A 25171-nucleotide genomic window follows, 5' to 3' on the forward strand; every position below is an offset into this window, starting at 1 on the left:
ATGACGTCCAGCTCCGCCGACTCTGCCGCCCTTCCGCCCGACTCGTCCGGTTTCGTTCGCGTGCGCGGCGCCCGCGAGAACAACCTGCACGACGTCGACGTCGACGTTCCCCGCGACAGCATCGTGGCGTTCACCGGCGTCTCCGGCTCCGGCAAGTCGTCGCTCGCGTTCGGCACCATCTTCGCCGAGGCGCAGAGACGATTCTTCGAGTCGGTCGCGCCGTACGCCCGGCGCCTCATCGCGCAGGGGCACACCCCGCACGTGGACGAGATCACCGGCCTGCCGCCGGCGGTGGCCCTGCAGCAGCGCCGAGGCACCCCGAGCTCGCGGTCGACGGTCGGCACCCTCACCACGCTCTCCAACTCGACGCGCATGCTCTTCTCCCGGGCAGGCAGCTACCCGGCCGACGCCGGGAGACGGCTCGAATCCGACTCGTTCTCGCCGAACACCGCCGTCGGCGCCTGCCCGCGCTGCCACGGGCTCGGCGTCGCGCACGAGGTCACCGAGAACTCCGCCGTTCACGACCCCTCGCTCAGCATCCGCGACGGCGCCATCGCCGCCTGGCCGGGAGCGTGGCAGGGCAAGAACCTGCGCGACGTCGTCGCGGGGCTCGGCTACGACATCGACGCGCCGTGGCGCGACCTGCCGCGCGCCGACCGTGACTGGATCCTGTTCACCGACGAACAGCCCGTCGTCGAGGTCACCCCGCAGCGCGACAGGGTGGCGAAGCCGTACAAGGGACGCTTCTGGAGCGCGACGAGCTACATCATGCACACCCTCGCCGACTCGAAGAGCGAGGCCCAGCGGAACCGCGCGCTGAAGTTCGTCGAGACCGGGCCGTGCACGCTGTGCGGCGGAAGCGGTCTCACCCGCGAGGCCCTCGCCGTGACTTTCGCCGGCCGCACCATCGCCGAGCTCAACGCCCTGCCCCTCGCCGCCCTCGCCGACGCCCTGCGCCCGACCACGAAGCTCACCGCGGCGAGCGCGGCCGTGTCGTCGCGGGCCTCCGGCGAGGCGACGGAGGTCGCCGTGACCATCACCACCGACCTGGTCGGCCGGCTCGACGTGCTCGTGGGCCTCGGCCTCGGCTACCTGAGCCTCGGCCGCGTCACCCCCACCCTCTCGCCCGGCGAGATGCAGCGGCTGCGCATCGCGACGCAGCTGCGTTCCGGGCTGTTCGGCGTGGTCTACGTGCTCGACGAGCCGTCAGCCGGGCTGCACCCCGCAGACGCCGAACCGCTCATCGTCGTGCTCCAGCAGCTCAAGGACGCGGGCAACTCGGTCTTCGTGGTCGAGCACAACATGGACGTCGTGCGCCGCGCCGACTGGATCGTCGACGTGGGGCCGGGCGCCGGCTCGGGAGGCGGCGCCGTGCTGTACAGCGGCCCCGTCGAGGGGCTGGCCGACGTGGACGCCTCGGTGACGCGGCCGTACCTGTTCCCGGCGACGGATGCGCCGACTGCTCCGCGCAGCACCCGCGACGCGGACGGCTGGCTGCGGCTGCGCGGCATCACGAAGCACAACCTTGCGGGCGTCGACGTCGACGTGCCGCTGGGCGTGCTGACCGCGGTCACCGGCGTCTCGGGCTCCGGCAAGTCGACGCTCGTCAGCCACGTGCTGGCCGACACGGTGCGTGAGCGTGTCCACGGTTCATCCGCGTCTCCCGACGACGACGAGACGACGGAGGCCACGGCGACCACGATCGACGATGTGACGGGGCATGAGCCGATCGACCGTGTCGTGCGCGTCGACCAGCGCGCTATCGGGCGCACGCCCCGGTCGAACCTCGCAACCTACACGGGGCTGTTCGACTCGGTGCGCTCAGCCTTCGCCGCCACCGACGCGGCCCGCGAGCGCGGCTTCGACGCGGGCCGGTTCTCGTTCAACGTGGCCGGCGGACGGTGCGAAACCTGCCTCGGCGAGGGGTTCGTGTCGGTCGAGCTGCTGTTCCTGCCGGGCAGCTACGCGCCGTGCCCGACCTGCGGCGGCTCGCGCTACAACGCCGAGACGCTGGAGGTCGCCCGCGGCGGAAAGAACATCGCCGAGGTGCTGCGGCTCACCGTCGACGAGGCGGCCGTGTTCCTCGCCGACGTGCCCTCCGCGTCGCGCAGTCTCGAGACGCTGCGCCAGGTCGGCCTCGGCTACCTGCGGCTCGGCCAGCCGGCCACCGAACTCTCCGGCGGCGAGGCGCAGCGCATCAAACTGGCGACCGAACTGCAGCGCGCCCGCCGCGGGCACACCCTCTACCTGCTCGACGAGCCGACGACGGGACTGCACCCGGCAGACATCCGGCTGCTGGTCGAGCAGCTGAACGGCCTCGTCGACGCCGGCAACACGGTCGTCGTCGTCGAGCACGAGATGGATGTGGTGGCGGCGGCCGACTGGGTCATCGACATGGGGCCCGGCGGCGGCGACGCCGGCGGTCGGCTCGTCGTCGCGGGGCGTCCGCCGGAGGTCGCGGCGCACCGATCGAGCCGCACCGCCCCGTATCTCGAAGCGGCGATCGCGGCGGGCTGACCCAAGCCCGACCGGCAGCGGCCGTGCTCAGACGGGCGTGACGAGGGTGCGGTCGGCCAGATAGGCGTCGAGGTTGGCGAGGGTGAGGTCGGTCATCGCCCGGCGCGTCTCGACCGTTCCGCTGGCGAGATGCGGAAGCAGCACGACCGTGTCGAGCGCGAGCAGTTCGGCGGGCACGTTCGGCTCGTCGTCGAACACGTCGAGCCCGGCTCCGGCCAGGCGCCCCTCGACGAGCGCCGCGACGAGCGCGTCCTGGTCGACGACCGAGCCGCGGGCGATGTTCACGAGGAAACCCGTCTCGCCGAGCGCGTCGATGACCTCGGCTGAGACGAGTCTCTGAGTCTCGTCTCCCCCGGCCGCGGCGACGACGAGCACGTCGCTCTCCCGCGCGAGCTGCAGGAGCGAGGACACGTAGGCGTAGTCGACCCCGGAGGCCGGAGTCCTGTTGTGGTACGAGATGACGCAGCCGAAGCCCTCGAGGCGGTGGGCGATGGCGCGGCCGATCCTGCCGAGTCCGAGGATGCCGACGCGTTTTCCGGAGATGCTCGTCGCGAGCGGGTAGCGCGCGCTCGCCCAGCCGCCGCTCCGCACGAAGCGGTCTGCGGCGCTGAAGCGTCGCAGCGTGTCGATCAGCAGGCCCACGGCGGTGTCGGCGACACAGTCGGTGAGCACGTCGGGGGTGTTGCTCACCACGATGCCCCTGCGCCTCGCCTGATCGACGTCGGTGGTGTCGTAGCCGACCCCGAAGTTGACGACTGCTTTCAGCGAGGTTAGCGACGCCATCAGCTCGGTGCCAACGCCCTCGCCGCCGCTGGTGACGACGACGCCGATGTCGGCCCCGTGCTCGGCGATGAACGGCGCGGCGTCGGCCGGCAGCACGAGCGCGTCGTAGCGCTCGGCGAGCGCCCGAGCCAGCGGCGGCATCAGCGCTCCGACCTGGAGGATCCTGCCGACGGTGCCGGGGGCCCCGGGGACGGACGCGGTTGTGCTCTCGATGTCTGTGGTCACAGCCTGAACGCTAAGCAGGCATCTATGACGAAACAACACCAAATTCGCATTGATTGATGCCCTCGACGCATCAGAGAGCTTCCTGCCCTGAAAGCACGCGGGTTGTCCGGCCGACGACGACCGCGCGGCCCGGCGTATTGGCGTTCCTCCCCCGGCGACGGTGCGCGGAGACAGGCCCGCCTTTATTGACGCGCACCGATGCCGCACTCAAGCTGAGGGCGTATCGACCAGCACCATCACGCAACGACGCAGTGGACCCCGCCGACTCACCCGACGGGGCCGATACCGCCAGCTACCGGAGGAACCAACGATGTCTTCTTCACCACTTACCCGACGAGGGTCGAAAGCGCTCGTCGGAGCGGCCGCCGCCGCGGGATTCGCGCTCCTCCTGAGCGGCTGCGGGGTCGCCAACTCCGGCGGCTCGACCGGCGGCGCCGCGGGCGACACCCTGCGCATCGTGCTCCCCCAGGAGCCCCCGACCCTCGAACCGTGCGAGGGCAGCCTGACCGCCACCGGCATCGTCACCCGCTCGAACATCACAGAGCCGCTGGTCGAGCGCAACCCGACATCGGGCGAGCTCGAGGCGCTGCTGGCCACCGAGTGGGAGGCGACCGGTGAGAACCAGTGGACGTTCACCCTCAGGGACGACGTGACGTTCTCCGACGGAACACCCTTCACCGCTGCATCCGCCGCCTTCTCCATCGACCGCGCCGTCAACTCCGACCTGGGCTGCAATGTCGAGGGCTACGTCTTCGGCGACGACGACCTCGTCGCCACCGCGGTCGACGACACCACCCTCACCGTCGAGACGGTGCGGCCCGACCCGATCCTGCCGCTGCGGCTCTCGTTCGTCGAGATCGTTCCGGAGTCGACGAGCGTCACCGAGAAGGTGCGCGAGCCGATCGGCACCGGCCCCTACTCGGTCGCATCGTGGGAGACGGGGACCAAGCTCACGCTCGACCGCAACGACGACTACTGGGGCGACGCCCCCGCCTACGCCTCGGCCGAGTACCAGTGGCGCACGGAGGGCACGGTGCGCGCCGCGATGCTCACCAGCAACGAGGTCGACGTCGCCGTCGGCCTCGGGCCCGACGACGGAGCCGGCGAGCTCGGCGTCGACTACGCGAACAACGAGACCGTCGCGCTGCGCTTCTCCGGAGACATCGCGCCGCTCGACGACATCCGGGTGCGCCAGGCGATCAACTACGCGATCGACCGTGACGGGATTCTCGGCTCGCTCTACTCCGACGGCACAAACGTCGCCGCCCAGCTGATCCCCACCGGCGTCGTCGGCTTCAACGACTCGCTCGAGCCCTGGGAGTTCGACCTCGACGCGGCGAAGGCCCTCGTCGACGAGGCGCGGGCCGACGGCGTGCCCGTCGACACCGAGATCACCCTGGTCGCACGCAACTCGCTGTTCCCCAAGGTCACGGAGGTCTCGCAGGTTCTGCAGGAGCAGCTATCCCAGGCCGGGCTCACCGTGAAGCTGAGCATGGTCGACACCAGCCAGTCGCTGCAGTACCAGCTGCGCCCGTTCGTGCTCGACGAGGGCCCGATCGCGCTGCTGGTGCAGCACGGCAACCAGGCGGGCGACGCGCAGTTCACCGTCGACCAGTACATGACGACGGATGGCGCGCAGAGCACCTTCGGCACGCCCGAGTTCGACACGATGCTCGCCGACGCCGGGCTCAAATCGGGCGACGAGCGAGCGGCGGCGTACGAGGAGATCTTCGCCTACCAGAACGAGGAGATCGTGCAGTTCGCGACGATCGCCCACATGGTCGGACAGATCGGTCTCGCCACGACCGTGGACTACACCCCCGACGCCGCCACCGGTGACGAGATCCGCCTCGCGGACTTCGTCCCCGCCGGCTGAGCGCCCGCCCCGGCAGCACGGCCAGACAGATGACCGATCGACGAGCGGAGTAGCTCATGTGGACCTTCCTCAGACGCAGGATAGTGTCGAGCGCTGTTCCGCTCGTCGTCGTCGTGCTCGGCGTCTTCGCCCTGGCCCGGCTGACCGGCAACCCCGCCAGCCTGTACCTGCCGTTGAACGCCACACAGCAGATGCGCGACGACTTCGCCGCGCGCAACGGCCTCGACGACCCGCTGTGGATACAGATGGCGAACTACATCGGCGGGGTGCTGCGCCTCGACTTCGGAACGTCGCTGCGCACCGGCGAGGACGCCGCGACCATGGCCCTCCGCGCCTTCCCCGCGACACTGCAGCTGGCCGGGGTCACCATGCTCCTCGCCGTCGTGCTCGCGGTCATCGTCGGCAGCTGGGCCGCCCTCAAGCCGAACGGCTTGGCCGACCGGGTCTCGAGCTTCATCTCGATGGCCGCGGCCAGCATCCCCGACTTCTGGCTGGCAATCGTCGGGATCTTCGTGTTCGCCATCACCCTGGGATGGCTACCCACCTCGGGTGTGGCGAGCGGCGCCTCATGGGTCCTCCCCATCGCGACGCTGTTGCTGCGCCCGTTCGGCGTGCTCGTGCAGATCGTGCGAGGCGCGATGGTCTCCTCGCTCTCCGAGCCGTACATCAAGCTCGCGCGCAGTAAGGGGGCGAGCGAGACCAGGGTCGTCTCCCGCCACGCCCTGCGCAACGCCGCGGCCCCCGCGCTCACCGTCGCCGGCGACCTCGCGGTCGGCCTGATCAACGGAGCCGTCGTCGTCGAGACCATCTTCGGCTGGCCTGGCATCGGCAAGCTCATGATCGATTCGATCCTGCAGCGCGACTTCGCCGTGCTCCAGGCAGCCGTGCTCGTCACCGCGGTCTCGATCTTCACCCTCAACATAGTCATCGACCTGCTCTACGCGCTCCTGGATGCTCGGGTGCGGCCGGCCGGATCGATGAGGAAGCGCAGAGTCCATGTCCCCGCAACTGCCTGACCCCCAGCTGCCTCCCGGCGGCCGGGCGATCGCTCCGCCGTCGACGCAGGCCATGACCCTGAACGTCGTCGAGTCGCTTCCCGATAAGAAGGCAAGCCTGTTCCGGCTGCTGCTGCGCGACCGGTTCGCTACCGCGGCCGCCGTCGTGCTGGTGCTCGTCGCCCTCACCGCGGTGTTCGGCCCGGTGTTGATGGGCGATCTGGCCACGAAGCAGAACCTGTCGGCGACCAACCGTCCGCCGTTCAGCCTCGCCGACGGATGGCAGTTCGTCCTCGGCAGCGACTCGCTGGGCCGCAGCATGCTCGCGCGCCTCGTCGTCGCCACGCGCACAACGCTGTCGGTCGCCGTTCCCGCCGTGCTCATCTCGCTCCTGATCGGCTCGCTCTGGGGCGTCTGGGCCGGCTACCACCGCGGTCGGCGGGAGACGATCTCGATGCGCATCGGCGACGTGATCATGAGCTTCCCGTCGCTGCTGCTCGCGGTCGTGGTGCTCTACGTCTTCAACCCGAGCATCGCCAACATCGTGCTCATCCTCGCACTCACCCGCATCCCGATCTACCTGCGCACCGCGCGCGCCGAGTCGGCCGAACTGCAGAGCCGTACCTTCGTCGACGCCGCGCGCACCTTCGGGACCGCGCCGAACGCCATCATCCGCCGCCACGTCATCCCCGTGGTGCTGCCCACAATGCTCACCCTGGCCACCCTCGAGTTCTGCTACGTGATGCTCGCGGAGTCGTCGCTCAGCTTTCTCGGCATCGGCATCCAGCCGCCCGACGTGAGCTGGGGCCTCATGGTGGCGCAGGGAAGGCAGTACCTGCAGACCGCGTGGTGGCTCTCGCTCTTCCCCGGCCTCGCCATCGTCATCACCACGGTCGCCGCCAACATGCTCGCCGCCTGGCTGCGCATCGCCACCGATCCGGCGCAGCGCTGGCGGCTCACCCTGCCGCGCAAGCGCTTCATCGCCAGAATGTCGCCGAAGGAAGTGAAGTGATGACGACGAAGACCCGTCTCTCGACCGCACCGCCCCGTCTCGCCGAAGACGAGGTCGTGCTGCAGGTCTCAGGCCTCGACGTCGACATCGACACCCCGAAGGGCGTGCTGCGCGCCGTCAACGACGTGAGCTTCACCGCCTACTCGGGCCGCACCATCGCGCTGCTCGGGGAGTCGGGCTGCGGCAAGTCGATGACCGCGAAGGCCATCGCCGGACTGCTCGACCCCGTCGCGCACGTCACCGGCGGCTCCGTGACGCTCGCCGGCACCGACCTCGCCGCCCTCACCCCCCGGCAGCGACTGAAATTCGCCGGCCCCGAGCTGGGCATCGTGTTCCAGGACGCGCTGACCGCGCTCAACCCCGTCTACACGGTGGGCACGCAGCTCGGCGAGGCGTTCCGCATCCACCACGGCCTGTCGGCGAAGGCCGCGAAGGCGAAGGCGGTCGAGCTCATGGGGCACGTCGGGATCCCGCAGCCGGAGACCCGCGTGAACTCCTATCCGCACCAGTTCTCCGGCGGGATGCGCCAGCGCATCCTCATCGCCATGGCCGTGGCGTTGAGCCCGAGACTGCTCATCGCCGACGAGCCGACGACGGCCCTCGACGTGACGGTGCAGGCGCAGATCATGGATCTGCTGCGCTCCCTGCGCGCGGAGAGCCGCATGGCGATCGTGTTGATCACACACGACCTCGCCCTCGTCGCCGAGGAGGCCGACACCGTGGCGGTGATGTACGCGGGAAACGTCATCGAGACCGGGCCGGTTCGCGAGGTGTTCTCCGAGCCGCATCATCCGTACACCAAGGGCCTTCTCGACTCCGTGCCGGTCGGCGCCGAACGCGGCGAGGACCTGACCTCCATCGCCGGGTCGCCGCCCGAGCTGCACGACATCCCGACCGGGTGTGTCTACCAGTCCCGCTGCCCGCTCGCCACCGAGCTGTGCCGGGCCGAAAGGCCCGCGCTGCAGGCCACCGGCGACGGCCGCGAGGTCGCCTGCCACTTCTGGAAGGAACTCGCCGTTGCCTGACGTCGCCGAAGCCCCCCTGCTCGACATCCGGGGGCTCACCAAGAACTTCCACGTCGCCTCCGCCAAGAACGGCAACAACGTGCTGTGCGCTCTGGACAAGATCGACCTGCACGTGAATCGCGGCGAGACCCTCGGGCTCGTCGGCGAGTCCGGCTGCGGCAAGTCGACGCTGGCCCGCACGCTGCTGATGCTCGAGCGCCCGGACGAGGGCAGCTTCGCGTTCGACGGCATCGACCCGTTCACCCTCAAGGGCAAGGCGCTCCTCGCCTGGCGCCGCCGGGTGCAGATGGTGTTCCAAGACCCGTTCGCGTCGCTCAATTCGCGGATGACCGCCGGGGAGATCATCTCGGAGCCGTGGCTGACGCACCGCGACCTCTACCCGACGGCCGCCGCCCGCACGGCCCGCGTGCGCGAGCTGCTGATGCTCGTCGGGCTGCGTGCGAGCGACGCAGGCAAGTCTCCGCAGGAGTTCTCGGGCGGGCAGCGTCAGCGCATCGGCATCGCGCGCGCCCTGGCCCTCGGTCCCGACATCATCGTGCTCGACGAGCCGGTCTCGGCGCTCGACCTGTCGGTTCAGGCGCAGGTGCTCAACCTGCTGAACGACCTGCAGCAGCGGCTCGGGGTCGCCTACATCTTCATCTCACACGACCTGTCGGTCGTGCGGCACGTCGCCGACAGGGTGGCCGTGATGTACCTCGGCCGCATCATCGAGACCGGCACCGCCGAGCAGGTGTTCGAGCGGCCCCGCCACCCGTACACGGCGGCGCTGATGTCGGCGTCGCCGCGACTCGACGCCGTCGAGGGGCGACGCGAGAGGATCGTGCTGCGGGGCGAGATGCCCTCGCCGCTCGATCCGCCGTCGGGCTGCCGGTTCCGCACCAGGTGCTGGAAGGCCACCGAGCTGTGCGCGACGACCGCGCCGCTCCCCTCCTCGCCGGCCGGCGAACCCGACCACCTCGCCGAGTGCCATCACCCGATGGAGCTGGGGGAGGACAGCGGGCGTCTCGCGCGCGCCTCGTGACCTGGTGGGAGGTCGCCGTCATCGCGGGAGTTGTCGTAGTCGCCACGGCGCTGCAGGGCTCGATCGGATTCGGCCTCGGGATGCTTGCAGCCCCCGTGATCGGACTCATCGACCCGACCGTTCTTCCGGGGATCGTGATTATGCTCGCGATCGTCGTCACGGCGATCGTGGCGCTCCGCGAGCGCGCCTCCCTCGATCTCGCGGGCGCCGGCTGGGCGCTCGTCGGCCGCGTCCCGGGCAGTGTCGCCGGCGCCGCCCTCGTCGCAGTCCTGCCCGCCAAGGGCCTCGCCGTGCTCGTCGCCCTCGTGGTGCTGGGAGGGGTGGGCCTCTCCCTGGTCGGTTGGAAGCCGGCCCCGACGCGGATCGGCCTCGTCTCGGCCGGCGCGGCATCCGGAATCCTCGGCACCTCGACCTCGATCGGCGGCGCACCGATGGCGCTCATCTGGCAGCGGTTCGACGGCCCGCAGCTGCGCGGGACGATGGCCGCGTTCTTCCTCGTCGGGTCGTCGCTGTCGCTTGTCGCGCTCGTCGCGTTCGGCGCCGTCACCGAGGCGACTCTGACCCTGGCGGTCTGGCTGCTGCCCGCCGTCCTCGCCGGCTACGCGCTCTCCCGGTACGCGAACACGCTGCTCGACAAGAGGAGGCTGCGCATCACCGCCCTCGCGGCGTCGAGCCTCGGCGCCGTGATGCTGATCGCGGCGCAGCTGGTCTGAGCCGGGCGCACGGCTAGCGGGCGGCGCGCACGACGTTCTGCAGCGGCACACCGTGGGCGAGGCGCTCGACGTTGGCGGAGATGTCGGCGGCGCGCTGCTCGAACGTGGTGCGCGCGTGCCCGGAGTGGTGCGGGGTGAGCACGACGTTGTCGAGCCCGGCGAAGCGGGCGACCGCGGGAGGGGCCGCGGCGTCCGCGCCCGGGGCGCCCCACCAGACGTCGATCGCCGCACCGCCGAGACCGCCCGAGGTGAGCGCGTCGCAGAGAGCCTGCTCGTCGACGATCGGCCCGCGCGCGACGTTCACCAGGATCGCCCCGGGGCGCATCCGGCCCAGGGCGGCGGCGTCGACGAGACCGCGGGTCGAATCGCTCAGCGGGGCGGTCACCACCGCGACGTCGCTCGCGGCGAGCAGCGCGCCGAGCTCGTCGGTCGCGCCCATCCAGTCGACGTGGATGTCGGACGGCACAGGACCGGAGGGGTTGCTGCGGATGGCGCGCACACGCATGCCGAGCGCGGCCGCGAGGCGCGCCACCTCCTGGGCGATGCCGCCGAAGCCGACGAGCCCGATCGTGCGCCCTCGCAACACCGGGTGGAACGGCACGGTCGGGTCGTTGCCGACGGTGCGCCACACTCCCGACCGCATCTCGCGGTCGACGGGGATCACCCGGCGGGAGAGCATCAGCGTGGTCATGATCACGTGCTCCGCGATGGGGATCGCGTGGTGGAACGTGTTCGCCACGGCGACCCCGGGGCCGAGATCGTCGACGGGGATCTTGTCGTACCCGGCCCCGGTGACGTGCACGAGGCGCAGCCGGTCGGCGGCGAACGCCATCGCGGTGCTCATCGTCGAGCAGACGAGCACGTCGACCGTGGGCATCACCGCCACGAGCTCGTCGTCGCCGAGCCCGGGAGCGAAGACCCATTCGGCGGAGGTGGGCGGCGCCGTGAGCTCGGCCGCGAAACGCGCCATGATCGTGTCGGTGACCAGCACCCGCGGGCTCCCGGCGATGGCGGTCACCAGCGCGGGCTGACGAGCTCGTAGCCGGGCCGGATGCTCTGCATGTAGCCGGTGTCGTCGCGGTTGCGCAGCCCGCAGGCGAGGTACTGCTCGTGCAGGACGGCGAGCCTGTCGCGGTCGAGCTCGACGCCGAGTCCTGGTGTGGTGGGAACGGCCACGGCTCCCCGGTCGAAGCAGAGCACCCCCGGCACTATGACGTCTTCGCTCTCGAGCTTCCACGGCCAGTGCGTGTCGCAGGCGTAGTCGAGATTCGGGGTCGCCGCGGCGAGGTGCACCATGGCGGCGAGAGAGATGCCCAGGTGCGAGTTCGAGTGCATCGACAGTCCGAGGCCGAAGGTCTCGGTGATGGCCGCGAGGCCCTGCGATCGGCGCAGGCCTCCCCAGAAGTGGTGGTCCGACAGGATCACGTCGACTGCTCCCTCGCGCACCGCCTCTGGCACGTCGTCGAAACTCACGACGCACATGTTCGTGGCGAGCGGCATCGGCACCTCGCGACGCACGGCAGCCATTCCGGCGATCGACGGCGTCGGGTCTTCGAGGTACTCGAGCACGCCCTCGAGCGCTCGGCCCACCCCGACCGCCGTCTCGACGGTCCACGCGGCGTTCGGGTCGAGACGGAGAGGGTGGTCGGGGAACGCCCGGCGCAGGGCGAGGATCGCCTCCACCTCCTGCTCGGGCGCCAGCACTCCGCCCTTGAGCTTGAGCGCCGAGAACCCGTAGGCGTCGACCATCGTCTTCGCCTGGGCGACGATCCCGTCGGCGTCGAGGGCTGCGCCCCAGGCGTCGTCGTCGGCGCCGGGATGCCCGGCCCACTTGTAGAACAGGTACCCGCTGAAGGGGATCTCGGAGCGCACCGCCCCGCCGAGCAGGTCGCTCACCGGCCGCCCGACGATCTTGCCCTGGATGTCGAGCGCCGCGACGTCGAACGGCGAGAGCACGCGGTCGGGCGTGCTCGACCCCGTCACCATCCCGCTCATCCCGTGCCCGCCGCGGGTGGTGTCGCCGCGCAGCGTCGCTGTGATCCGTCGGCGCAGCTCGCCGATGTTGAAGATGTCGACCCCGACGAGCTGCCGGGCCACGAGCTCGAGCCGCGCGATGTGCGGCGCGTCGCCGTAGGTCTCGCCGAGGCCGGTGAAGCCCGACGTCGTCGTGACCTCCACGATGGCCCGCAGGGCGTACGGCTCGTGCACCCCCACCGTGTTGAGCAACGGGAGGTCGCGGAACGCGACCGGCGTGACGACGATGCTCTCGATCGGATGCGGACCGGCGGGGTGGATGCTCGCGCTCACGCTGCCTACCTCGCGAGTACCGGGTGGCTGGTCGGGATGCCGTGCTCTTCGAGTACGCGGAGCCCGGCCGCGAGGATCGCCGCCAGCTCCTCCCGGTGTCCGGCCGCCATGTCGACCAGCGGCGGCCGCACGTGGCCGGAGGCTATGCCGGTGAGCTGGGCACCCGCCTTGACGAGCGACACGGCGTAGCCGGGGACCCGGTCGCGCAGCCGCACGACCGGGTGGAAGAAGTCGCGGCTAAGCGCGTCGACGAGTTCTCGGTCGCCACGCTCGAGCGCCTGGTAGAACGCGACGGCGATCGCCGGGGCGAAGGCGAAGGTTGCCGACGAGTAGAGCTCGACGCCGATGGCCCGGTATGCGGCCTGCGACGATTCCGCGGTAGGCAGGCCGTTGAAGAACTGGAACTGCTTGCCACTGTCGGCGATGCTGTCTCGCACCGCGAGCACGATGCGCGACATGAGGTCAAGGTCGCCGACGCCGTCTTTGAAGCCGACGACGGTGTCGAGCTGTGCCACCTCGACGGCCGTCTCGACGGTGAACTGCGCGTTGCCGCGGTGGTAGACGATGAGGGGGAGCGCGGTCTCTCCGGCGACCGCGGTGACGTAGGCGACGAGACCCTGGGTCGGACCCGTGACGAGGTACGGCGGGAGCAGCAGGATGCCGTCGGCACCCGCGTCGGCCGCGACCCTGGCGTACTGGCGGGCCAGCGCTATCGGACCGCCGACGCCGACGAAGACCGGAACCCGTCCGGCCGCGACCCCGACGGCGGTCGTGACGACCGCGGCGAACTCGTCGGGGGCGAGGGCGTGGAACTCCCCCGTGCCGCAGGCGACGAACATGCCGCCGGGTGAGAACGCGATGCCGCCCTCGAGGTGGTCGCGTAGGACATCGAGCGCGACGTTGTCGTCGTCGTCGAAGGGTGTGACGGGAAAGAACAGAACTCCGTTGAGCACAAAAACTCCTTTGCGACCGGTGCCTGGGCGCCGGCTCTCGACTTGCGGTAGTCAGAACGATAGGGTCAGGATTGATTCACAACCAAGCCAAAATGTGGCAAAACCGATACCGGGAGTAGATAGATGTACTCGCTCACCCAGCTCGAGTGCTTTGTCGCGGTGGCCGAGGAACTGCACTTCGGTGCGGCGGCCGAGCGGCTCCGGATGACGCAGCCGCCACTCAGCCGTCAGATCCAGATCCTCGAGCGCGAACTCGACACCATGCTCTTCACCCGCACCTCGCGCAGCGTGCAGCTCACCCCGGCCGGCCAGTCGCTCCTGCCGAACGCCCGCCGCATCCTCGACCTCGTCGCCAAGTCGGCCGTCGACGTGCGCCGCGTCGCGTCCGGCGCCGCAGGAACACTCACGATCGCCTACACGGCGATGGCCGCGCAGAGCGCCCTGCCGGTGTTCCTCCGCACGGCGGCGGCGCAGATCCCCGACGTCACCCTCGTGCTGCGCGAACTGGTGTCGACCGACCAGATGGACGAGCTGGCGAAGGGAACCGTCGATCTCGGCCTGCTCCGTCCGATCGTCGCCCGCTCCGGCATCCAGAGCCGTTCGATCACGACCGAGAGGATGATCGCCGCCGTACCCGCCGACAGCCGTATCGCGACGCTGCCCGGCGCGATGTCGCTCATCGAGTTCGCCGACGAACGTCTGCTCACCTATGCGCCCGCCGAGGCGCGCTACTTCCACGACCTCGTGCTCACCCTCTTCACCGCCGCGGGCGTCGCCCCGACGATCGTGCAGTACGCGAGCCAGGTGCCGGCGCTGCTCGCACTCGTGCAGGCCGGCCTGGGCGTGGCGCTTGTGCCCGAGTCCGCGCGCCGCTTCGCCCCTGACGGGGTGGTCTTCAAGGATCTCGACACCCGCGCGCCGATGAACAAGTTCAACAGCGTCGGGCTGAGTGTGGCGTGGGCCGACGACAACACGAATCCGGCGCTCCGGCCCGCGCTCGACATGCTCATGCACCTGACGCCCGACGAGTGACCGATGCAGCGCGGGCATCAACGCATGCGAAATTCATGTTGGACGAGCATCGGTCGCTTCATAGGCTGAGAAAATGACTCCCACGACCGCACAAACTCCCGCACGGTCCGGCACGCTGACCGGAACGTCGATCATCGGCGGGACGGATGCCACGGGCGGGGTCGGCGAGGTCGCCGCCGTCGATCCGCGGTCGGGTGCGACGCTCGATCCGGTCTACCGCCTCGCCTCGGCCGCCGACGTCGACCACGCGGCCGAGCTGGCATGGGAGGCGTTCGCGACCTACCGTGCGACCAGCCCCGAGGCCCGCGCCGTGTTCCTCGAGACCGTCGCCGACAACATCGACGGCCTCGGCCAGACCCTCACCGACCGCGTCACCGCCGAGACCGGCATCCCCGCCGCCCGCGTGCTCGGCGAGACGGCGCGCACCTCGAACCAGCTGCGCCTGTTCGCCACCGTCCTCCGCCAGGGCGACTACCACTCCGCGCGCATCGACTCCGCGCTTCCCGACCGCACGCCGCTCCCTCGGGCCGACATCCGGTTGCGCAAGATCCCCCTCGGCCCGGTGGCCGTGTTCGGCGCCAGCAATTTCCCGCTCGCCTTCTCGGTGGCCGGCGGCGACACCGCGGCCGCCCTCGCAGCGGGCGCCCCCGTGATCGTCAAGGCGCACAGCGCCCACCCCGGGACCTCCGAGCTGGTCGGGCGCGCGATCGCGTCGGCCGTGGCATCCAACGGGCTCCACCCCGGCGTGTTCTCGCTGCTCTACGGAACCGGCGAGTCCGTGGGAATCCCGCTCGTCACCCACCCGCGCATCAAGGCCGTGGGCTTCACCGGCTCCCGCTCCGGAGGCGTCGCGATCACCCGCGCCGCGGCCGACCGGCCGGAGCCGATCCCCGTCTTCGCCGAGATGAGCAGCATCAACCCGGTATTCGTCCTCCCCCGGCGGCTGGAGAACGACCCCGCGGCGCTCGGCGCCCAGTGGGTCGCCTCGGTGCTCACCGGCGTCGGCCAGCTCTGCACCAGCCCCGGGCTGGTCTTCCTCGTGGCAGGCCCGGGAGCCGACGCGTTCGTCGCCGGCGCGGGCGAGGCCATCGCCGCCACCCGGGCGGCCCCGATGCTCACGGCGGGCATCGCCTCGGCGTTCGACGCGGGCGCCGGCGCCTTCGCACAGCACGCCGGCGTGCGACCGATCGCCGCGGGATCCGCCGACCCGGCTGTGGCCGTTCCGGGACTCCCCCAGCTCTACGTGACCGACGCGGCCACGTTCTCCGGCGACGAGCGCCTGCGCGACGAGGTCTTCGGACCCGCCGCCCTCGCCGTGATCGTCGACGACGTCGCCGACCTGCCCGGCATCCTCGCCGGCCTCGAAGGCCAGCTGACGGTGACCCTGCACACCGACGGGGCGGAACCGGGCGCGGCCGAACTGCTCGACATCGCCGAGCTGCGCGCGGGACGCGTGCTGTTCAACGGCTGGCCGACCGGCGTCGAGGTGGTGCACTCGATGGTGCACGGCGGCCCGTTCCCGGCGACCTCCAACTCGCAGTCGACCTCGGTCGGCACGCTCGCCATCGAGCGCTTCCTCCGCCCGGTCAGCTACCAGAACGTTCCGGAGGCCCTGCTGCCGGCCGAGCTCCAGCCGTCGAACCCGCTCGGCATCCGGCGTCTCGTCGACGGCGAATCGCAGCGGTGACCGCCCTCCTCGGCTCGACGGTCGCCACGCCGACGGTCGAACGGCTGCGCGTCGTTCCCGTCGCCGGCCGCGACGGCATGCTGCTCAACCTCAGCGGCGCGCACGGGCCGTACTTCACCCGCAACATCGTCGTGCTCACCGACTCGCACGGCAACACCGGCATCGGCGAGGTCCCCGGCGGCGAGGCGATCCGTCGCACACTCGACGACGCCGCGGCGATCGTCGTCGGCGCGAGCATCGGCGACCACCTGGCCACCCTGCGCCGCGTGCGACTCGAGTTCGCGGCGCGCGATTCGGCCGGCCGCGGCAGCCAGACGTTCGACCTGCGGACGACGATCCACGTGGTCACGGCGCTCGAGGCCGCCTTCCTCGACCTGCTCGGCAAGCACCTCGGCGTGCCGGTCGCGGCCCTGCTCGGCGACGGTCGGCAGCGCGACGAGGTCGAGGCCCTCGGCTACCTGTTCTTCGTCGGCGACTCCTCCCGCACCGACCTCCCGTACGCCACGCCGGCCGGCGGCAGCGGCTGGGAGTCGGTGCGGCACGAGAAGGCGATGGATGCCGCGGGCATAGTGCGCCAGGCAGAGGCGGCATTCGCGCGCTACGGCTTCGCCGACTTCAAGCTCAAGGGCGGGGTGCTGCCCGCGTGGGAGGAGGCCGAGGTCGTCACCGCGCTCGCCGAGCGCTTCCCCGACGCGCGCGTGACGCTCGACCCGAACGGCGCCTGGCGGCTCGAGCAGGCGGTCGCCGTCGGGCTGTCCCTCCGCGACGTGCTCGCCTACGCGGAAGACCCCGTCGGCGCGGAGGGCGTGTACTCCGGGCGCGAGACGATGGCCGAGTTCAAGCGCGCCACCGGGCTCGCCACGGCGACCAACATGATCGCCACAGACTGGCGCGAGCTCGGCCACGCCGTGCGCTCCAACGCCGTCGACATCCCCCTGGCCGACCCGCACTTCTGGACGATGGCCGGATCGGTGCGCGTCGCCCAGCTCTGCGACGACTGGGGGCTGCGCTGGGGCTCGCACTCCAACAACCACTTCGACGTCTCGCTCGCGATGTTCACCCACGTCGCGGCCGCCGCACCGGGCAACCCCACCGCGATCGACACGCACTGGATCTGGCAGGACGGCCAGAACCTCACCGTCGACCCGCCGCGCATCGAGAACGGACGGATCGCCGTACCCACCACGCCCGGCCTCGGCGTCGAGCTCGACGAGGAGAGACTGCAGGCCGCGCACGACCTGTACCTGCGGGAGGGTCTGGGAGCGCGTGACGACTCCGTCGCGATGCAGTACCTCGTCGACGACTGGAGATTCGACCCCAAGCGCCCGTCGCTCGACCGTTAGCTAACCCCTCCCGGCCGTGATGGCAAGGGCCCGCGGCAATGCTGACGGAAAGCGGTCGCTGGCTACGATTGGGGCATGTCGACCAACCAGCCCGAAGCCCCGCCGACGGGCATACCGGGCATGATCGCCAGGGCCATGAAGCTCAAGCCCGCCCGGGTCTTCCTGCACTACGGGGCGACCGGCGGCCCGCTCATGGCGTCGGGGCTCGCCTACCAGGGCCTGTTCGCGACGTTCGCCGGCCTCTGGGTGGGGTTCTCGATCATCGGCATCGTGATCGTCGGCGACCCGGCGCTGCGCGAGTCGCTCATCGACACGATCGCCGCCGCCGTTCCCGGGCTGATCGAGTCGAGCACCGCCGAGGGCGCGATCGACCCCGACGACCTGCTCTCGGCCGGCATCCTGAACTGGACAGGGGCGATCGCCCTGGTCGGTTTGATCCTCACCGCCATCGGCTTCCTCGCCTCGGCGCGTGACGCCGTGCGGCGCATCTTCGCGATTGCGCCGAGTACCACGAACTTCCTCCTGCTCAAGCTGAAAGACCTCGGTCTGGCACTCGGCTTCGGCACGGCGCTCATCGTCTCGACGGTACTCTCCACCGTGAGCACCACGCTGCTCTCCTGGATCCTCGCCGTCACCGGCATCGGGGCGGAGTCGACGGTCGGCACCGTGGTCGGTCGCGGTGCCGGCCTGATCATCGTGCTGGTGATCGACACGGCGGTGCTCGCCGCGCTGTACCGGATCCTCGCCGGCATCCCCATCCCGTTCCGACGGCTCGCGGGCGGTGCGCTGATCGGCGGTGTCGCGCTCGGCGCCCTGAAGCAGCTCGGAACCCTGCTGCTCGGCGGCGCGACCAACAACCCGCTCATCGCGTCGTTCGCGATCCTCGCCGGTGTGCTCATCTTCCTCAACCTCGTCTGCCAGGTGATCCTCGTGTGCGCCGCGTGGATCTCGGTCGGCATGGACGACGCCGGAATCGCCGCAGACCCCGTCGCCGCGGCGAAGGAGCGGGCCGAGAGCGAACGCATCGCCGAGCTCGAGCTCGAGCGGCTGGCGGACGAGGCGCGCGAGCCCCGCGGCCTCGCCCGGCTGTTCAGGCGCAGGCGTCGGCCGGCCGATGACGGTGGCCCCTCGTAAAATGGGGCAATGCCCACTCCCCTTCGCGTCGCATCCGTCAATGTCAACGGCATCCGTGCCTCCTACAAGAAGGGCATGGGCGACTGGCTCGACTCGCGCGGGGTCGACATCCTCGCGATGCAGGAGGTGCGCGCCACCACCGAGATCGTCGAAGAGCTGCTCGGGCCCGAGTGGGACATCCTGCACGACGCAGCCACCGCCAAGGGCCGTGCGGGCGTCGCGATCGCCAGCCGCAACAAGGCGTCGATCCACCGCGTGACCCTCGGCGCCGAGGAGTTCGACAGCGCAGGACGCTGGCTCGAGGCCGACTACGAGGTCGGCGGCAGGATCGTCACGGTCGTGAGCACCTACGTGCACTCCGGCGACGTCGGAACCCCCAAGCAGGTGGAGAAGTACAAGTTCCTCGACGCGATGACCGCGCGCATGCCGGAGATCGCGGAACACAGCGAGCTGGCGCTCATCGTGGGCGACCTCAACGTCGGCCACCGCGAGCTCGACATCAAGAACTGGAAGGGCAACCGTAAGAACGCGGGCTTCCTCCTCGAGGAGCGGGCATACTTCGACCGCTTCTTCGGCGAGGCCGGCGCCCCGGTCGAGGCGGTCGACGGCACGACCGGCCCCGGCCTCGGCTGGGTCGACGTCGGCCGCACGTGGGCGGGCGAGGTCGACGGCCCGTACACGTGGTGGTCGCAGCGCGGCCAGGCCTTCGACACGAACACCGGCTGGCGCATCGACTACCAGCTGGCGACCCCCGCGCTCGCCGCCACCGTGACCGACTACGCGGTCGACCGCGCCTCGGCATGGGACACCCGCTGGAGCGACCACGCGCCGGTCGTGGTCGACTACGCGATCTAGGGCCGCCGCCTGTCGCTGAGCCTGTCGAAGCGCGCCCTTCGACAGGCTCAGGGCAAGCCTTCGACAGGCTCTGGGCGCGAACGTCTGGAAGACTGGACTCCATGACCACCAAGCCCCGTCTCTTCTCCGGCATGCAGCCCTCCGCCGACTCGCTCCAGATCGGCAACTACATCGGCGCGCTGCTGCAGTGGAAGCAGATGCAGGTCAGCCACGACGCCATCTTCTGCGTCGTCGACCTGCACGCGATCACCGTCGCGCAGGATCCCCGCGAGCTGCGCGAGGCGACCAGGCGCACGGCCGCCCAGTACATCGCGGCGGGCATCGACCCCGAGCTGTCGACCCTGTTCGTGCAGTCGCACGTTCCGGCGCACCCGCAGCTGGCCTGGGTGCTCAACACCCTCACCGGCTACGGCGAGGCGGCGCGGATGACCCAGTTCAAAGACAAGTCGGCCAGGCAGGGCACGGATGCCACGACCCTGGGGCTCTTCGCCTACCCGACCCTGATGGCGGCCGACATCCTCCTCTACGGCGCCCAGACCGTGCCGGTCGGTGAAGACCAGCGCCAGCACGTCGAACTCACCCGCGACCTCGCCACCCGGTTCAACTCGCGGTTCGGCGAGACCTTCGTGATCCCGGAGGCGCAGATCCAGAAGGCCACCGCCAAGGTCTACGACCTGCAGGAGCCGACCAACAAGATGAGCAAGTCGGCGTCGACCGACAAGGGCGTCATCTGGCTGCTCGACGAGCCGGCGAAGAGCGCGAAGAAGATCAAGTCGGCCACGACGGACAGCGACGGCGAGGTGCGTTTCGACGTGGCATCCAAGCCGGGCGTCTCCAACCTGCTCACCATCTACTCCGTGCTGAGCGGGCGCACGGTCGCCTCGATCGAGACCGAGTACGCGGGTCGCGGCTACGGCGACTTCAAGACGGGCCTGAGCGAGGTCGTGGTCGAGACGTTCGCGCCGATCCGCGCGCGCACGCTCGAGCTGCTCGACGACCCCGCCGAGCTCGACCGCATCCTCGCCCGCGGTGCCGACAAGGCGGCGGCGATCGCCGACGCGACCCTCGCCACCGTCTACGACCGAGTCGGCTTCCTCCCGCGCGCATGATCACCCCGACGATCCGCTCCGAGCGGCTGACCCTCGACGCGCTGCTGCCCGCAGACGGCGACGCGATCTACCGGTACTGCCAAGACGTCGAGGTGCAACGCTGGGTGCACATACCCTCGCCGTACACGCGCCCCGACGCGCAGTACTTCGTCACCGCCTACGCCGCCGACGCGGCCACCTCCACCGCGCTCACGCTCTGGGCCATCCGCGACGAGTCGGGCAGCCTGCTCGGCGTGATCGAGCTGCGCCACGAGCCGCTCGCCTCCGCCACGGTCGGCTACTGGCTCGGCAAGGAGCACCGCGGCCAGTCGATAATGAGCGAGGCGCTCGCCACCCTCATGGAGTACGCCTTCGACCCGCTCGGGCTCGCCCTCGACCGGGTGCACTGGGAGTCGTTCATCGGCAACACCGCGTCGGCGATCGTCGCCCGCCGCGCCGGGTTCCACTTCGAGGGGACGATGCGGCAGTCGGTCGTGCACCGCGACCGCCGGCTCGACACCTGGCACGCGAGCCTGCTGCGCGGCGACGACCGCGAGATCCAGGACGGCTGGCCGCTATGACCCCGCGCCTGGTGCTGTTCGACCTCGACGACACCCTGTTCGCCCACTCGCGTGCGGTCGCCAGCGGAGTCGCGGCGTACCGGGCCGCCCACGGCGGGGCCCTCGCCGCGGCCGACGACGCCGTGGAGCTCGCCCGCTGGTACGCCCTCGAGGAGCAGCACTACCACCGCTACCTCGCGGGAGAGGTCGACTACCGCGAGCAGCGCCGCCACCGCGCCCGCGGGTTCGTCGAGCCCTACGGCATCGACCTGTCGAACGACACCGACGCCGACGACTGGTTCGGGCGCTACATCGCCGAGTACCAGCGCGCCTGGGTGCTCTTCGACGACGCCCTACCCGCGCTCGACGCGCTCGAGGCCGCGATCCCCGGCGTGCGTCTCGGCGTCGTGACCAACGCCGAGCTGCCCTTCCAGAAGCAGAAGATGGATGCCACGGGGCTGGCCGCCCGCATCGAGCTCACGATAGCGAGCGGCGACGTGGGCGTCGCGAAGCCGCACCCGCACATCTTCCGGTACGCGTGCGAGCGCTTCGGAGTCGACCCCTCGGCCGCAGCGTACGTGGGCGACCGGCTCGAGACCGACGCGATCGGTGCCGCCTCAGCCGGGCTCACCGGCGTGTGGCTCGACAGGAAGGGCACGGCCACCGACGACGAGAAGGAGCGGGCCGCGGCATCCGGGGTTCGCATCATCGCCGGCCTGCGGGAGCTTCCCGCGCTGCTCGCCCGACAGGCGTAGGGTAGTCGGGCTGCTACAAGCGGCGTCCCTCTCTTCTGTGCCACTCGCGCATCCCCAGATCTCCACGCTCGTTTTTCATTCGGAAGCAGTTCTCTCCATGTCACAAGTCGACGCCACTGTCGCACCGGCAGCACCCGTCAATCCGCGTTCACGCGTGATCCTCGCCAGCCTCATCGGAACCTCGATCGAGTTCTACGACTTCTACGTGTACGCCACGGCGGCCGTCCTCGTGTTCCCCGCCCTGTTCTTCCCGAGCGACAACCCGGTCGCGGGCCAGCTCGCGTCGTTCGCCGTCTTCGGCGTCGCGTTCATCGCCCGCCCCATCGGGTCGATCCTGTTCGGGCACTTCGGCGACCGCATCGGCCGCAAGGGCACCCTCGTCGCCTCGCTGCTCACCATGGGCATCGCGACCGTGATCATCGGTCTGCTGCCGACCGCGCTCACACCGGGCTGGGAGATCCTCGCGCCGGCGCTGCTGGTCGTCATGCGCTTCGCACAGGGCGTCGGCCTCGGCGGCGAGTGGAGCGGTGCCGCCCTGCTCGCGACCGAGAACGCCCCGGCGGGCAAGCGCGCCATCTACGGCACCTTCCCGCAGCTCGGCGCACCGATCGGGTTCATCATCGCCAACGGCGTGTTCCTGATCCTGTCGATCAACCTCTCGCAGGAGGACTTCCTGTCGTGGGGATGGCGTGTGCCGTTCGTCGCCTCGGCGCTGCTCGTGATCATCGGGCTTTACGTGCGCCTCAAGCTCATCGAGACGCCCGTCTTCACCAAGGCCGTCGAGCGCGGCGAGGTGGCCACGCTGCCCCTGGCGCGCGTCTTCAAGACGAGCTGGCGCCCGCTCATCCTGGGCACGTTCATCATGCTCGCCACCTACGTGCTCTTCTACCTGATGACCGCGTTCACGCTGAGCTACGGCACGACGGCGAAGACCGTCGAGGCGGCCGCCGCAGCAGCAGAGGCCGGCGGCAAGAAGTTCGACGCGAGCACGTTCGTGGCCGGCCTCGGCTACACCCGCAACGACTTCCTCGTGATGCTCATCATCGGCTGCGTGTTCTTCGGGATCTTCACCCTCGTCGCCGGCCCGCTGGCCGAGAAGTACGGACGCCGCAAGACGCTCATCGTCACCACGATCGGCATCATCATCTTCGGCGGCCTGTTCGTGCCGCTGTTCGGTGCCGGCGTCATCGGCGTGATGGCGCTGCTCATCATCGGGTTCACCCTGATGGGGCTCACCTTCGGCCCGATGGGCTCCGTGCTGCCCGAGCTGTTCCCGACGAACGTGCGCTACACCGGGAGCGCGATCAGCTACAACGTGGCGAGCATCATCGGCGCCGCGCTCGCGCCGACGATCGCGCTCACCCTGCTCGGCGTCGCCGACGGCAGCCCCGTGCTGGTCGGCCTGTACCTGAGCCTCGCCGCGGTCATCACGCTCGTCGCGCTGATCATCAGCAAGGAGACTCGCGACATCGACTACGACGTGTAAGTCGCCGCAGCCTCGCGCCGGACGGCCCGCGCCCCCTCGGGGTGCGGGCCGTCCTGCGTTTAAAGCGCGCGTCCACCTGCTGGCCTTCGTCATTCCGGATGCTTCGCCGTGGCACACCCCGCCAGGTGGCCACTTCGGCACGGTTGACCCCGGCCCGACCGGGCACAACTGGCCACCCAGCCCGGGCGCGCAAAAGGGGCGCCGCCGGACCACACCGGCGACGCCCCTGGTTGTTGCTGGAGGAGGCTACTTCACGTCTTCGTCGACCCAGTCCATCGACTTGGTGACGGCCTTCTTCCAGAGGCGCAGCTGGCGCTCACGCTCGGCGGGCTCCATGTTCGGCGTCCAGCGCTTGTCTTCCTGCCAGTTCTGGGCGACGTCGGCGAGGTCCTTCCAGAACCCGACGGCGAGGCCAGCCGCGTAGGCGGCGCCGAGCGCGGTGGTCTCCGCGACGACGGGGCGCACGACGGGCACACCGAGGATGTCGGCCTGGAACTGCATCAGCTTGTCGTTGGCCACCATGCCGCCGTCGACCTTGAGCTCTTCGAGGTCGACACCGGCGTCGGCGTTGACCGCGTCGAGCACCTCGCGCGTCTGGAACGCGGTCGCCTCGAGGGCGGCCCGGGCGATGTGGCCCTTGTTCACGTAACGCGTGAGGCCCACGAGCGCACCACGGGCATCCGGACGCCAGTACGGCGCGAAGAGACCGGAGAACGCGGGCACGAAGTACGCGCCGCCGTTGTCGTCGACGGTGGCGGCCAGCGCCTCGATCTCCGGGGCCGAGTTGATGATCCCGAGGTTGTCACGCAGCCACTGCACGAGCGAGCCGGTGACGGCGATCGAGCCCTCGAGCGCGTAGTGCGGCTTGGCGTCGCCCAGCTTGTAGCCGAGCGTCGTGAGCAGGCCGTTCTTCGAGTGCACGATCTCCTCACCGGTGTTGAAGATGAGGAAGTTGCCGGTGCCGTAGGTGTTCTTCGACTCGCCCGCCTCGAACGCGGCCTGGCCGAAGGTGGCGGCCTGCTGGTCGCCGAGGATGCCGGCGACCGGCACCTCGCGCAGCAGCGACGACGACTCGACGTTTCCGTAGACCTCGGAGGAGGAACGGATCTCGGGCATCATCGACAGCGGAACGCCGAAGATGCCGAGGATCTCCTCGTCCCACGACAGCGTCTCGAGGTCCATGAACAGGGTGCGCGACGCGTTGGTGACGTCGGTGGCGTGCACGCCGCCGTCGGTTCCGCCGGTGAGGTTCCACAGCACCCAGGAGTCGGTGGTTCCGAACATCAGCTCGCCCGCGTCCGCCTTCTCGCGTGCGCCGGGCACGTTCTCGAGGATCCAGACGATTTTGGTTCCCGAGAAGTAGGTTGCGAGCGGCAGGCCCACGGTCGGCTTGAAGCGCTCGACTCCGCCGTCGGCCGCGAGACGGTCGACGATGGACTGCGTGCGGGTGTCCTGCCAGACGATCGCGTTGTAGATCGGCTTACCGGTGTTGCGGTCCCACACCACAGCGGTCTCACGCTGGTTGGTGATGCCGACGGCCTCGACGTCGTGACGGGTGATGTCGGCCTTCGACAGCGCCTGACCGATGACCTCGCGGGTGTTGCGCCAGATCTGCTCCGGGTCGTGCTCGACCCAGCCCGCCTGGGGCAGTATCTGGTCGTGCTCGAGCTGTCCGGACGACACGATCGAACCCGAGTGGTCGAAGACGATCGCCCTCGTGCTCGTCGTCCCCTGGTCGATGGCTACTACGTATTTGGTCATGAACTATTTCACTCCTTTGTGGAAATGCAGTTGTGTGAATCGG

At 70.3% G+C, this 25171-nt stretch carries 21 protein-coding genes; 16 read left to right on the forward strand and 5 right to left on the reverse strand.

Annotation, left to right across the window (positions count from 1 at the left end; genetic code table 11):
• The gene (locus ABIE21_RS15445) at positions 1–2517 is read left to right on the forward strand and encodes an excinuclease ABC subunit UvrA (RefSeq protein ID WP_354025737.1); all 2517 of its coding nucleotides are present in this window, start codon (positions 1–3) and stop codon (positions 2515–2517) included.
• Between the two features lie 27 nt (positions 2518–2544).
• On the opposite strand, the gene ABIE21_RS15450 is transcribed toward ABIE21_RS15445, so the two are convergent.
• Positions 2545–3525 (reverse strand): 2-hydroxyacid dehydrogenase, encoded by a 981-nt coding sequence (locus ABIE21_RS15450; RefSeq protein ID WP_354025738.1) that lies wholly within the window; start codon positions 3523–3525, stop codon positions 2545–2547.
• 310 nt (positions 3526–3835) lie between these two features.
• Here ABIE21_RS15450 and ABIE21_RS15455 point away from each other — a divergent pair, with 310 nt between their 5' ends.
• The 6 genes from ABIE21_RS15455 to ABIE21_RS15480 are packed head-to-tail and all read left to right on the forward strand — an operon-like array spanning position 3836 to position 10167.
• Positions 3836–5401, forward strand: coding sequence for an ABC transporter substrate-binding protein (locus tag ABIE21_RS15455; RefSeq protein ID WP_354025739.1), 1566 nt, complete (start codon positions 3836–3838; stop codon positions 5399–5401).
• A 56-nt stretch (positions 5402–5457) separates the two neighbouring features.
• A complete protein-coding gene (locus ABIE21_RS15460; protein ID WP_354025740.1) occupies positions 5458–6417 on the forward strand; it encodes an ABC transporter permease in 960 nt (319 codons plus the stop codon).
• Positions 6398–7408, forward strand: a complete 1011-nt coding sequence (locus ABIE21_RS15465) for an ABC transporter permease (RefSeq protein WP_354025741.1) — start codon at positions 6398–6400, stop codon at positions 7406–7408. Before ABIE21_RS15460 ends, ABIE21_RS15465 begins: the two co-directional genes overlap by 20 nt.
• Positions 7408–8433, forward strand: a complete 1026-nt coding sequence (locus ABIE21_RS15470; RefSeq protein ID WP_354025742.1) for an ABC transporter ATP-binding protein — start codon at positions 7408–7410, stop codon at positions 8431–8433. The genes ABIE21_RS15465 and ABIE21_RS15470 overlap by 1 nt, the downstream gene beginning before the upstream one ends.
• On the forward strand, positions 8426–9454 hold the full coding sequence (locus tag ABIE21_RS15475) for an ABC transporter ATP-binding protein (protein WP_354025743.1): 1029 nt from the start codon (positions 8426–8428) through the stop codon (positions 9452–9454). Before ABIE21_RS15470 ends, ABIE21_RS15475 begins: the two co-directional genes overlap by 8 nt.
• The gene (locus ABIE21_RS15480; protein WP_354025744.1) at positions 9451–10167 is read left to right on the forward strand and encodes a sulfite exporter TauE/SafE family protein; all 717 of its coding nucleotides are present in this window, start codon (positions 9451–9453) and stop codon (positions 10165–10167) included. The genes ABIE21_RS15475 and ABIE21_RS15480 overlap by 4 nt, the downstream gene beginning before the upstream one ends.
• Before the next feature lie 13 nt (positions 10168–10180).
• Here the strand turns inward: ABIE21_RS15480 and ABIE21_RS15485 are convergent, their stop codons facing one another.
• From ABIE21_RS15485 to ABIE21_RS15495, 3 genes are read right to left on the reverse strand one after another with little or no spacing between them, the layout of a single operon-like run.
• Positions 10181–11185, reverse strand: a complete 1005-nt coding sequence (locus tag ABIE21_RS15485; RefSeq protein ID WP_354025745.1) for a 2-hydroxyacid dehydrogenase — start codon at positions 11183–11185, stop codon at positions 10181–10183.
• Positions 11182–12474: a glucarate dehydratase family protein gene (locus ABIE21_RS15490; RefSeq protein WP_354025746.1), complete on the reverse strand. Its 1293-nt coding sequence runs from the start codon at positions 12472–12474 to the stop codon at positions 11182–11184. Before ABIE21_RS15490 ends, ABIE21_RS15485 begins: the two co-directional genes overlap by 4 nt.
• Positions 12475–12479: 5 nt before the next feature.
• Entirely contained in the window at positions 12480–13427 is a 948-nt protein-coding gene (locus ABIE21_RS15495; protein ID WP_354025747.1) for a 5-dehydro-4-deoxyglucarate dehydratase, read from the reverse strand.
• A gap of 123 nt (positions 13428–13550) precedes the next feature.
• On the opposite strand from ABIE21_RS15495, the gene ABIE21_RS15500 reads away from it, so the two are divergent.
• From ABIE21_RS15500 to ABIE21_RS15540, 9 genes are all read left to right on the forward strand, one after another.
• On the forward strand, positions 13551–14459 hold the full coding sequence (locus ABIE21_RS15500; RefSeq protein WP_354025748.1) for a LysR family transcriptional regulator: 909 nt from the start codon (positions 13551–13553) through the stop codon (positions 14457–14459).
• Positions 14460–14532: 73 nt separating this feature from the next.
• Positions 14533–16146 carry an aldehyde dehydrogenase (NADP(+)) gene (locus ABIE21_RS15505; protein ID WP_354025749.1) on the forward strand — a complete coding sequence of 538 codons (1614 nt, stop codon included), beginning with the start codon at positions 14533–14535 and terminating at the stop codon, positions 16144–16146.
• 77 nt (positions 16147–16223) lie between these two features.
• Positions 16224–17489, forward strand: coding sequence for an enolase C-terminal domain-like protein (locus ABIE21_RS15510; RefSeq protein WP_354025886.1), 1266 nt, complete (start codon positions 16224–16226; stop codon positions 17487–17489).
• A 75-nt stretch (positions 17490–17564) separates the two neighbouring features.
• Positions 17565–18623: a YihY/virulence factor BrkB family protein gene (locus ABIE21_RS15515; RefSeq protein WP_354025750.1), complete on the forward strand. Its 1059-nt coding sequence runs from the start codon at positions 17565–17567 to the stop codon at positions 18621–18623.
• A gap of 9 nt (positions 18624–18632) precedes the next feature.
• A complete protein-coding gene (locus ABIE21_RS15520; protein ID WP_354025751.1) occupies positions 18633–19478 on the forward strand; it encodes an exodeoxyribonuclease III in 846 nt (281 codons plus the stop codon).
• 101 nt (positions 19479–19579) lie between these two features.
• Entirely contained in the window at positions 19580–20587 is a 1008-nt protein-coding gene (trpS, locus tag ABIE21_RS15525) for a tryptophan--tRNA ligase (protein ID WP_354025752.1), read from the forward strand.
• The gene (locus ABIE21_RS15530) at positions 20584–21147 is read left to right on the forward strand and encodes a GNAT family N-acetyltransferase (protein WP_354025753.1); all 564 of its coding nucleotides are present in this window, start codon (positions 20584–20586) and stop codon (positions 21145–21147) included. Before trpS ends, ABIE21_RS15530 begins: the two co-directional genes overlap by 4 nt.
• Complete coding sequence (locus tag ABIE21_RS15535) at positions 21144–21881, forward strand: HAD family hydrolase (protein ID WP_354025754.1); 738 nt, start codon at positions 21144–21146, stop codon at positions 21879–21881. The genes ABIE21_RS15530 and ABIE21_RS15535 overlap by 4 nt, the downstream gene beginning before the upstream one ends.
• 97 nt (positions 21882–21978) lie before the next feature.
• On the forward strand, positions 21979–23367 hold the full coding sequence (locus tag ABIE21_RS15540; RefSeq protein ID WP_354025755.1) for an MFS transporter: 1389 nt from the start codon (positions 21979–21981) through the stop codon (positions 23365–23367).
• A 246-nt stretch (positions 23368–23613) separates the two neighbouring features.
• Here the strand turns inward: ABIE21_RS15540 and glpK are convergent, their stop codons facing one another.
• A complete protein-coding gene (glpK, locus tag ABIE21_RS15545) occupies positions 23614–25128 on the reverse strand; it encodes a glycerol kinase GlpK (protein ID WP_354025756.1) in 1515 nt (504 codons plus the stop codon).
• Positions 25129–25171: the final 43 nt, after the last annotated feature.

The organism is Conyzicola nivalis, from assembly GCF_040548875.1.
In the GTDB taxonomy this organism is placed as follows: Bacteria; Actinomycetota; Actinomycetes; order Actinomycetales; family Microbacteriaceae; genus Conyzicola; species Conyzicola nivalis_A.

Coding starts and splice junctions, on each gene's coding strand:
- ABIE21_RS15445 (WP_354025737.1), top strand. CDS start 1: ATGACGTCCAGCTCCGCCGACTCTGCCGCCCTTCCGCCCGACTCGTCC.
- ABIE21_RS15455 (WP_354025739.1), top strand. CDS start 3,836: ATGTCTTCTTCACCACTTACCCGACGAGGGTCGAAAGCGCTCGTCGGA.
- ABIE21_RS15460 (WP_354025740.1), top strand. CDS start 5,458: ATGTGGACCTTCCTCAGACGCAGGATAGTGTCGAGCGCTGTTCCGCTC.
- ABIE21_RS15465 (WP_354025741.1), top strand. CDS start 6,398: ATGTCCCCGCAACTGCCTGACCCCCAGCTGCCTCCCGGCGGCCGGGCG.
- ABIE21_RS15470 (WP_354025742.1), top strand. CDS start 7,408: ATGACGACGAAGACCCGTCTCTCGACCGCACCGCCCCGTCTCGCCGAA.
- ABIE21_RS15500 (WP_354025748.1), top strand. CDS start 13,551: ATGTACTCGCTCACCCAGCTCGAGTGCTTTGTCGCGGTGGCCGAGGAA.
- ABIE21_RS15505 (WP_354025749.1), top strand. CDS start 14,533: ATGACTCCCACGACCGCACAAACTCCCGCACGGTCCGGCACGCTGACC.
- ABIE21_RS15510 (WP_354025886.1), top strand. CDS start 16,224: ATGCTGCTCAACCTCAGCGGCGCGCACGGGCCGTACTTCACCCGCAAC.
- ABIE21_RS15515 (WP_354025750.1), top strand. CDS start 17,565: ATGTCGACCAACCAGCCCGAAGCCCCGCCGACGGGCATACCGGGCATG.
- ABIE21_RS15520 (WP_354025751.1), top strand. CDS start 18,633: ATGCCCACTCCCCTTCGCGTCGCATCCGTCAATGTCAACGGCATCCGT.
- trpS (WP_354025752.1), top strand. CDS start 19,580: ATGACCACCAAGCCCCGTCTCTTCTCCGGCATGCAGCCCTCCGCCGAC.
- ABIE21_RS15530 (WP_354025753.1), top strand. CDS start 20,584: ATGATCACCCCGACGATCCGCTCCGAGCGGCTGACCCTCGACGCGCTG.
- ABIE21_RS15535 (WP_354025754.1), top strand. CDS start 21,144: ATGACCCCGCGCCTGGTGCTGTTCGACCTCGACGACACCCTGTTCGCC.
- ABIE21_RS15540 (WP_354025755.1), top strand. CDS start 21,979: ATGTCACAAGTCGACGCCACTGTCGCACCGGCAGCACCCGTCAATCCG.
- glpK (WP_354025756.1), bottom strand. CDS start 25,128: ATGACCAAATACGTAGTAGCCATCGACCAGGGGACGACGAGCACGAGG.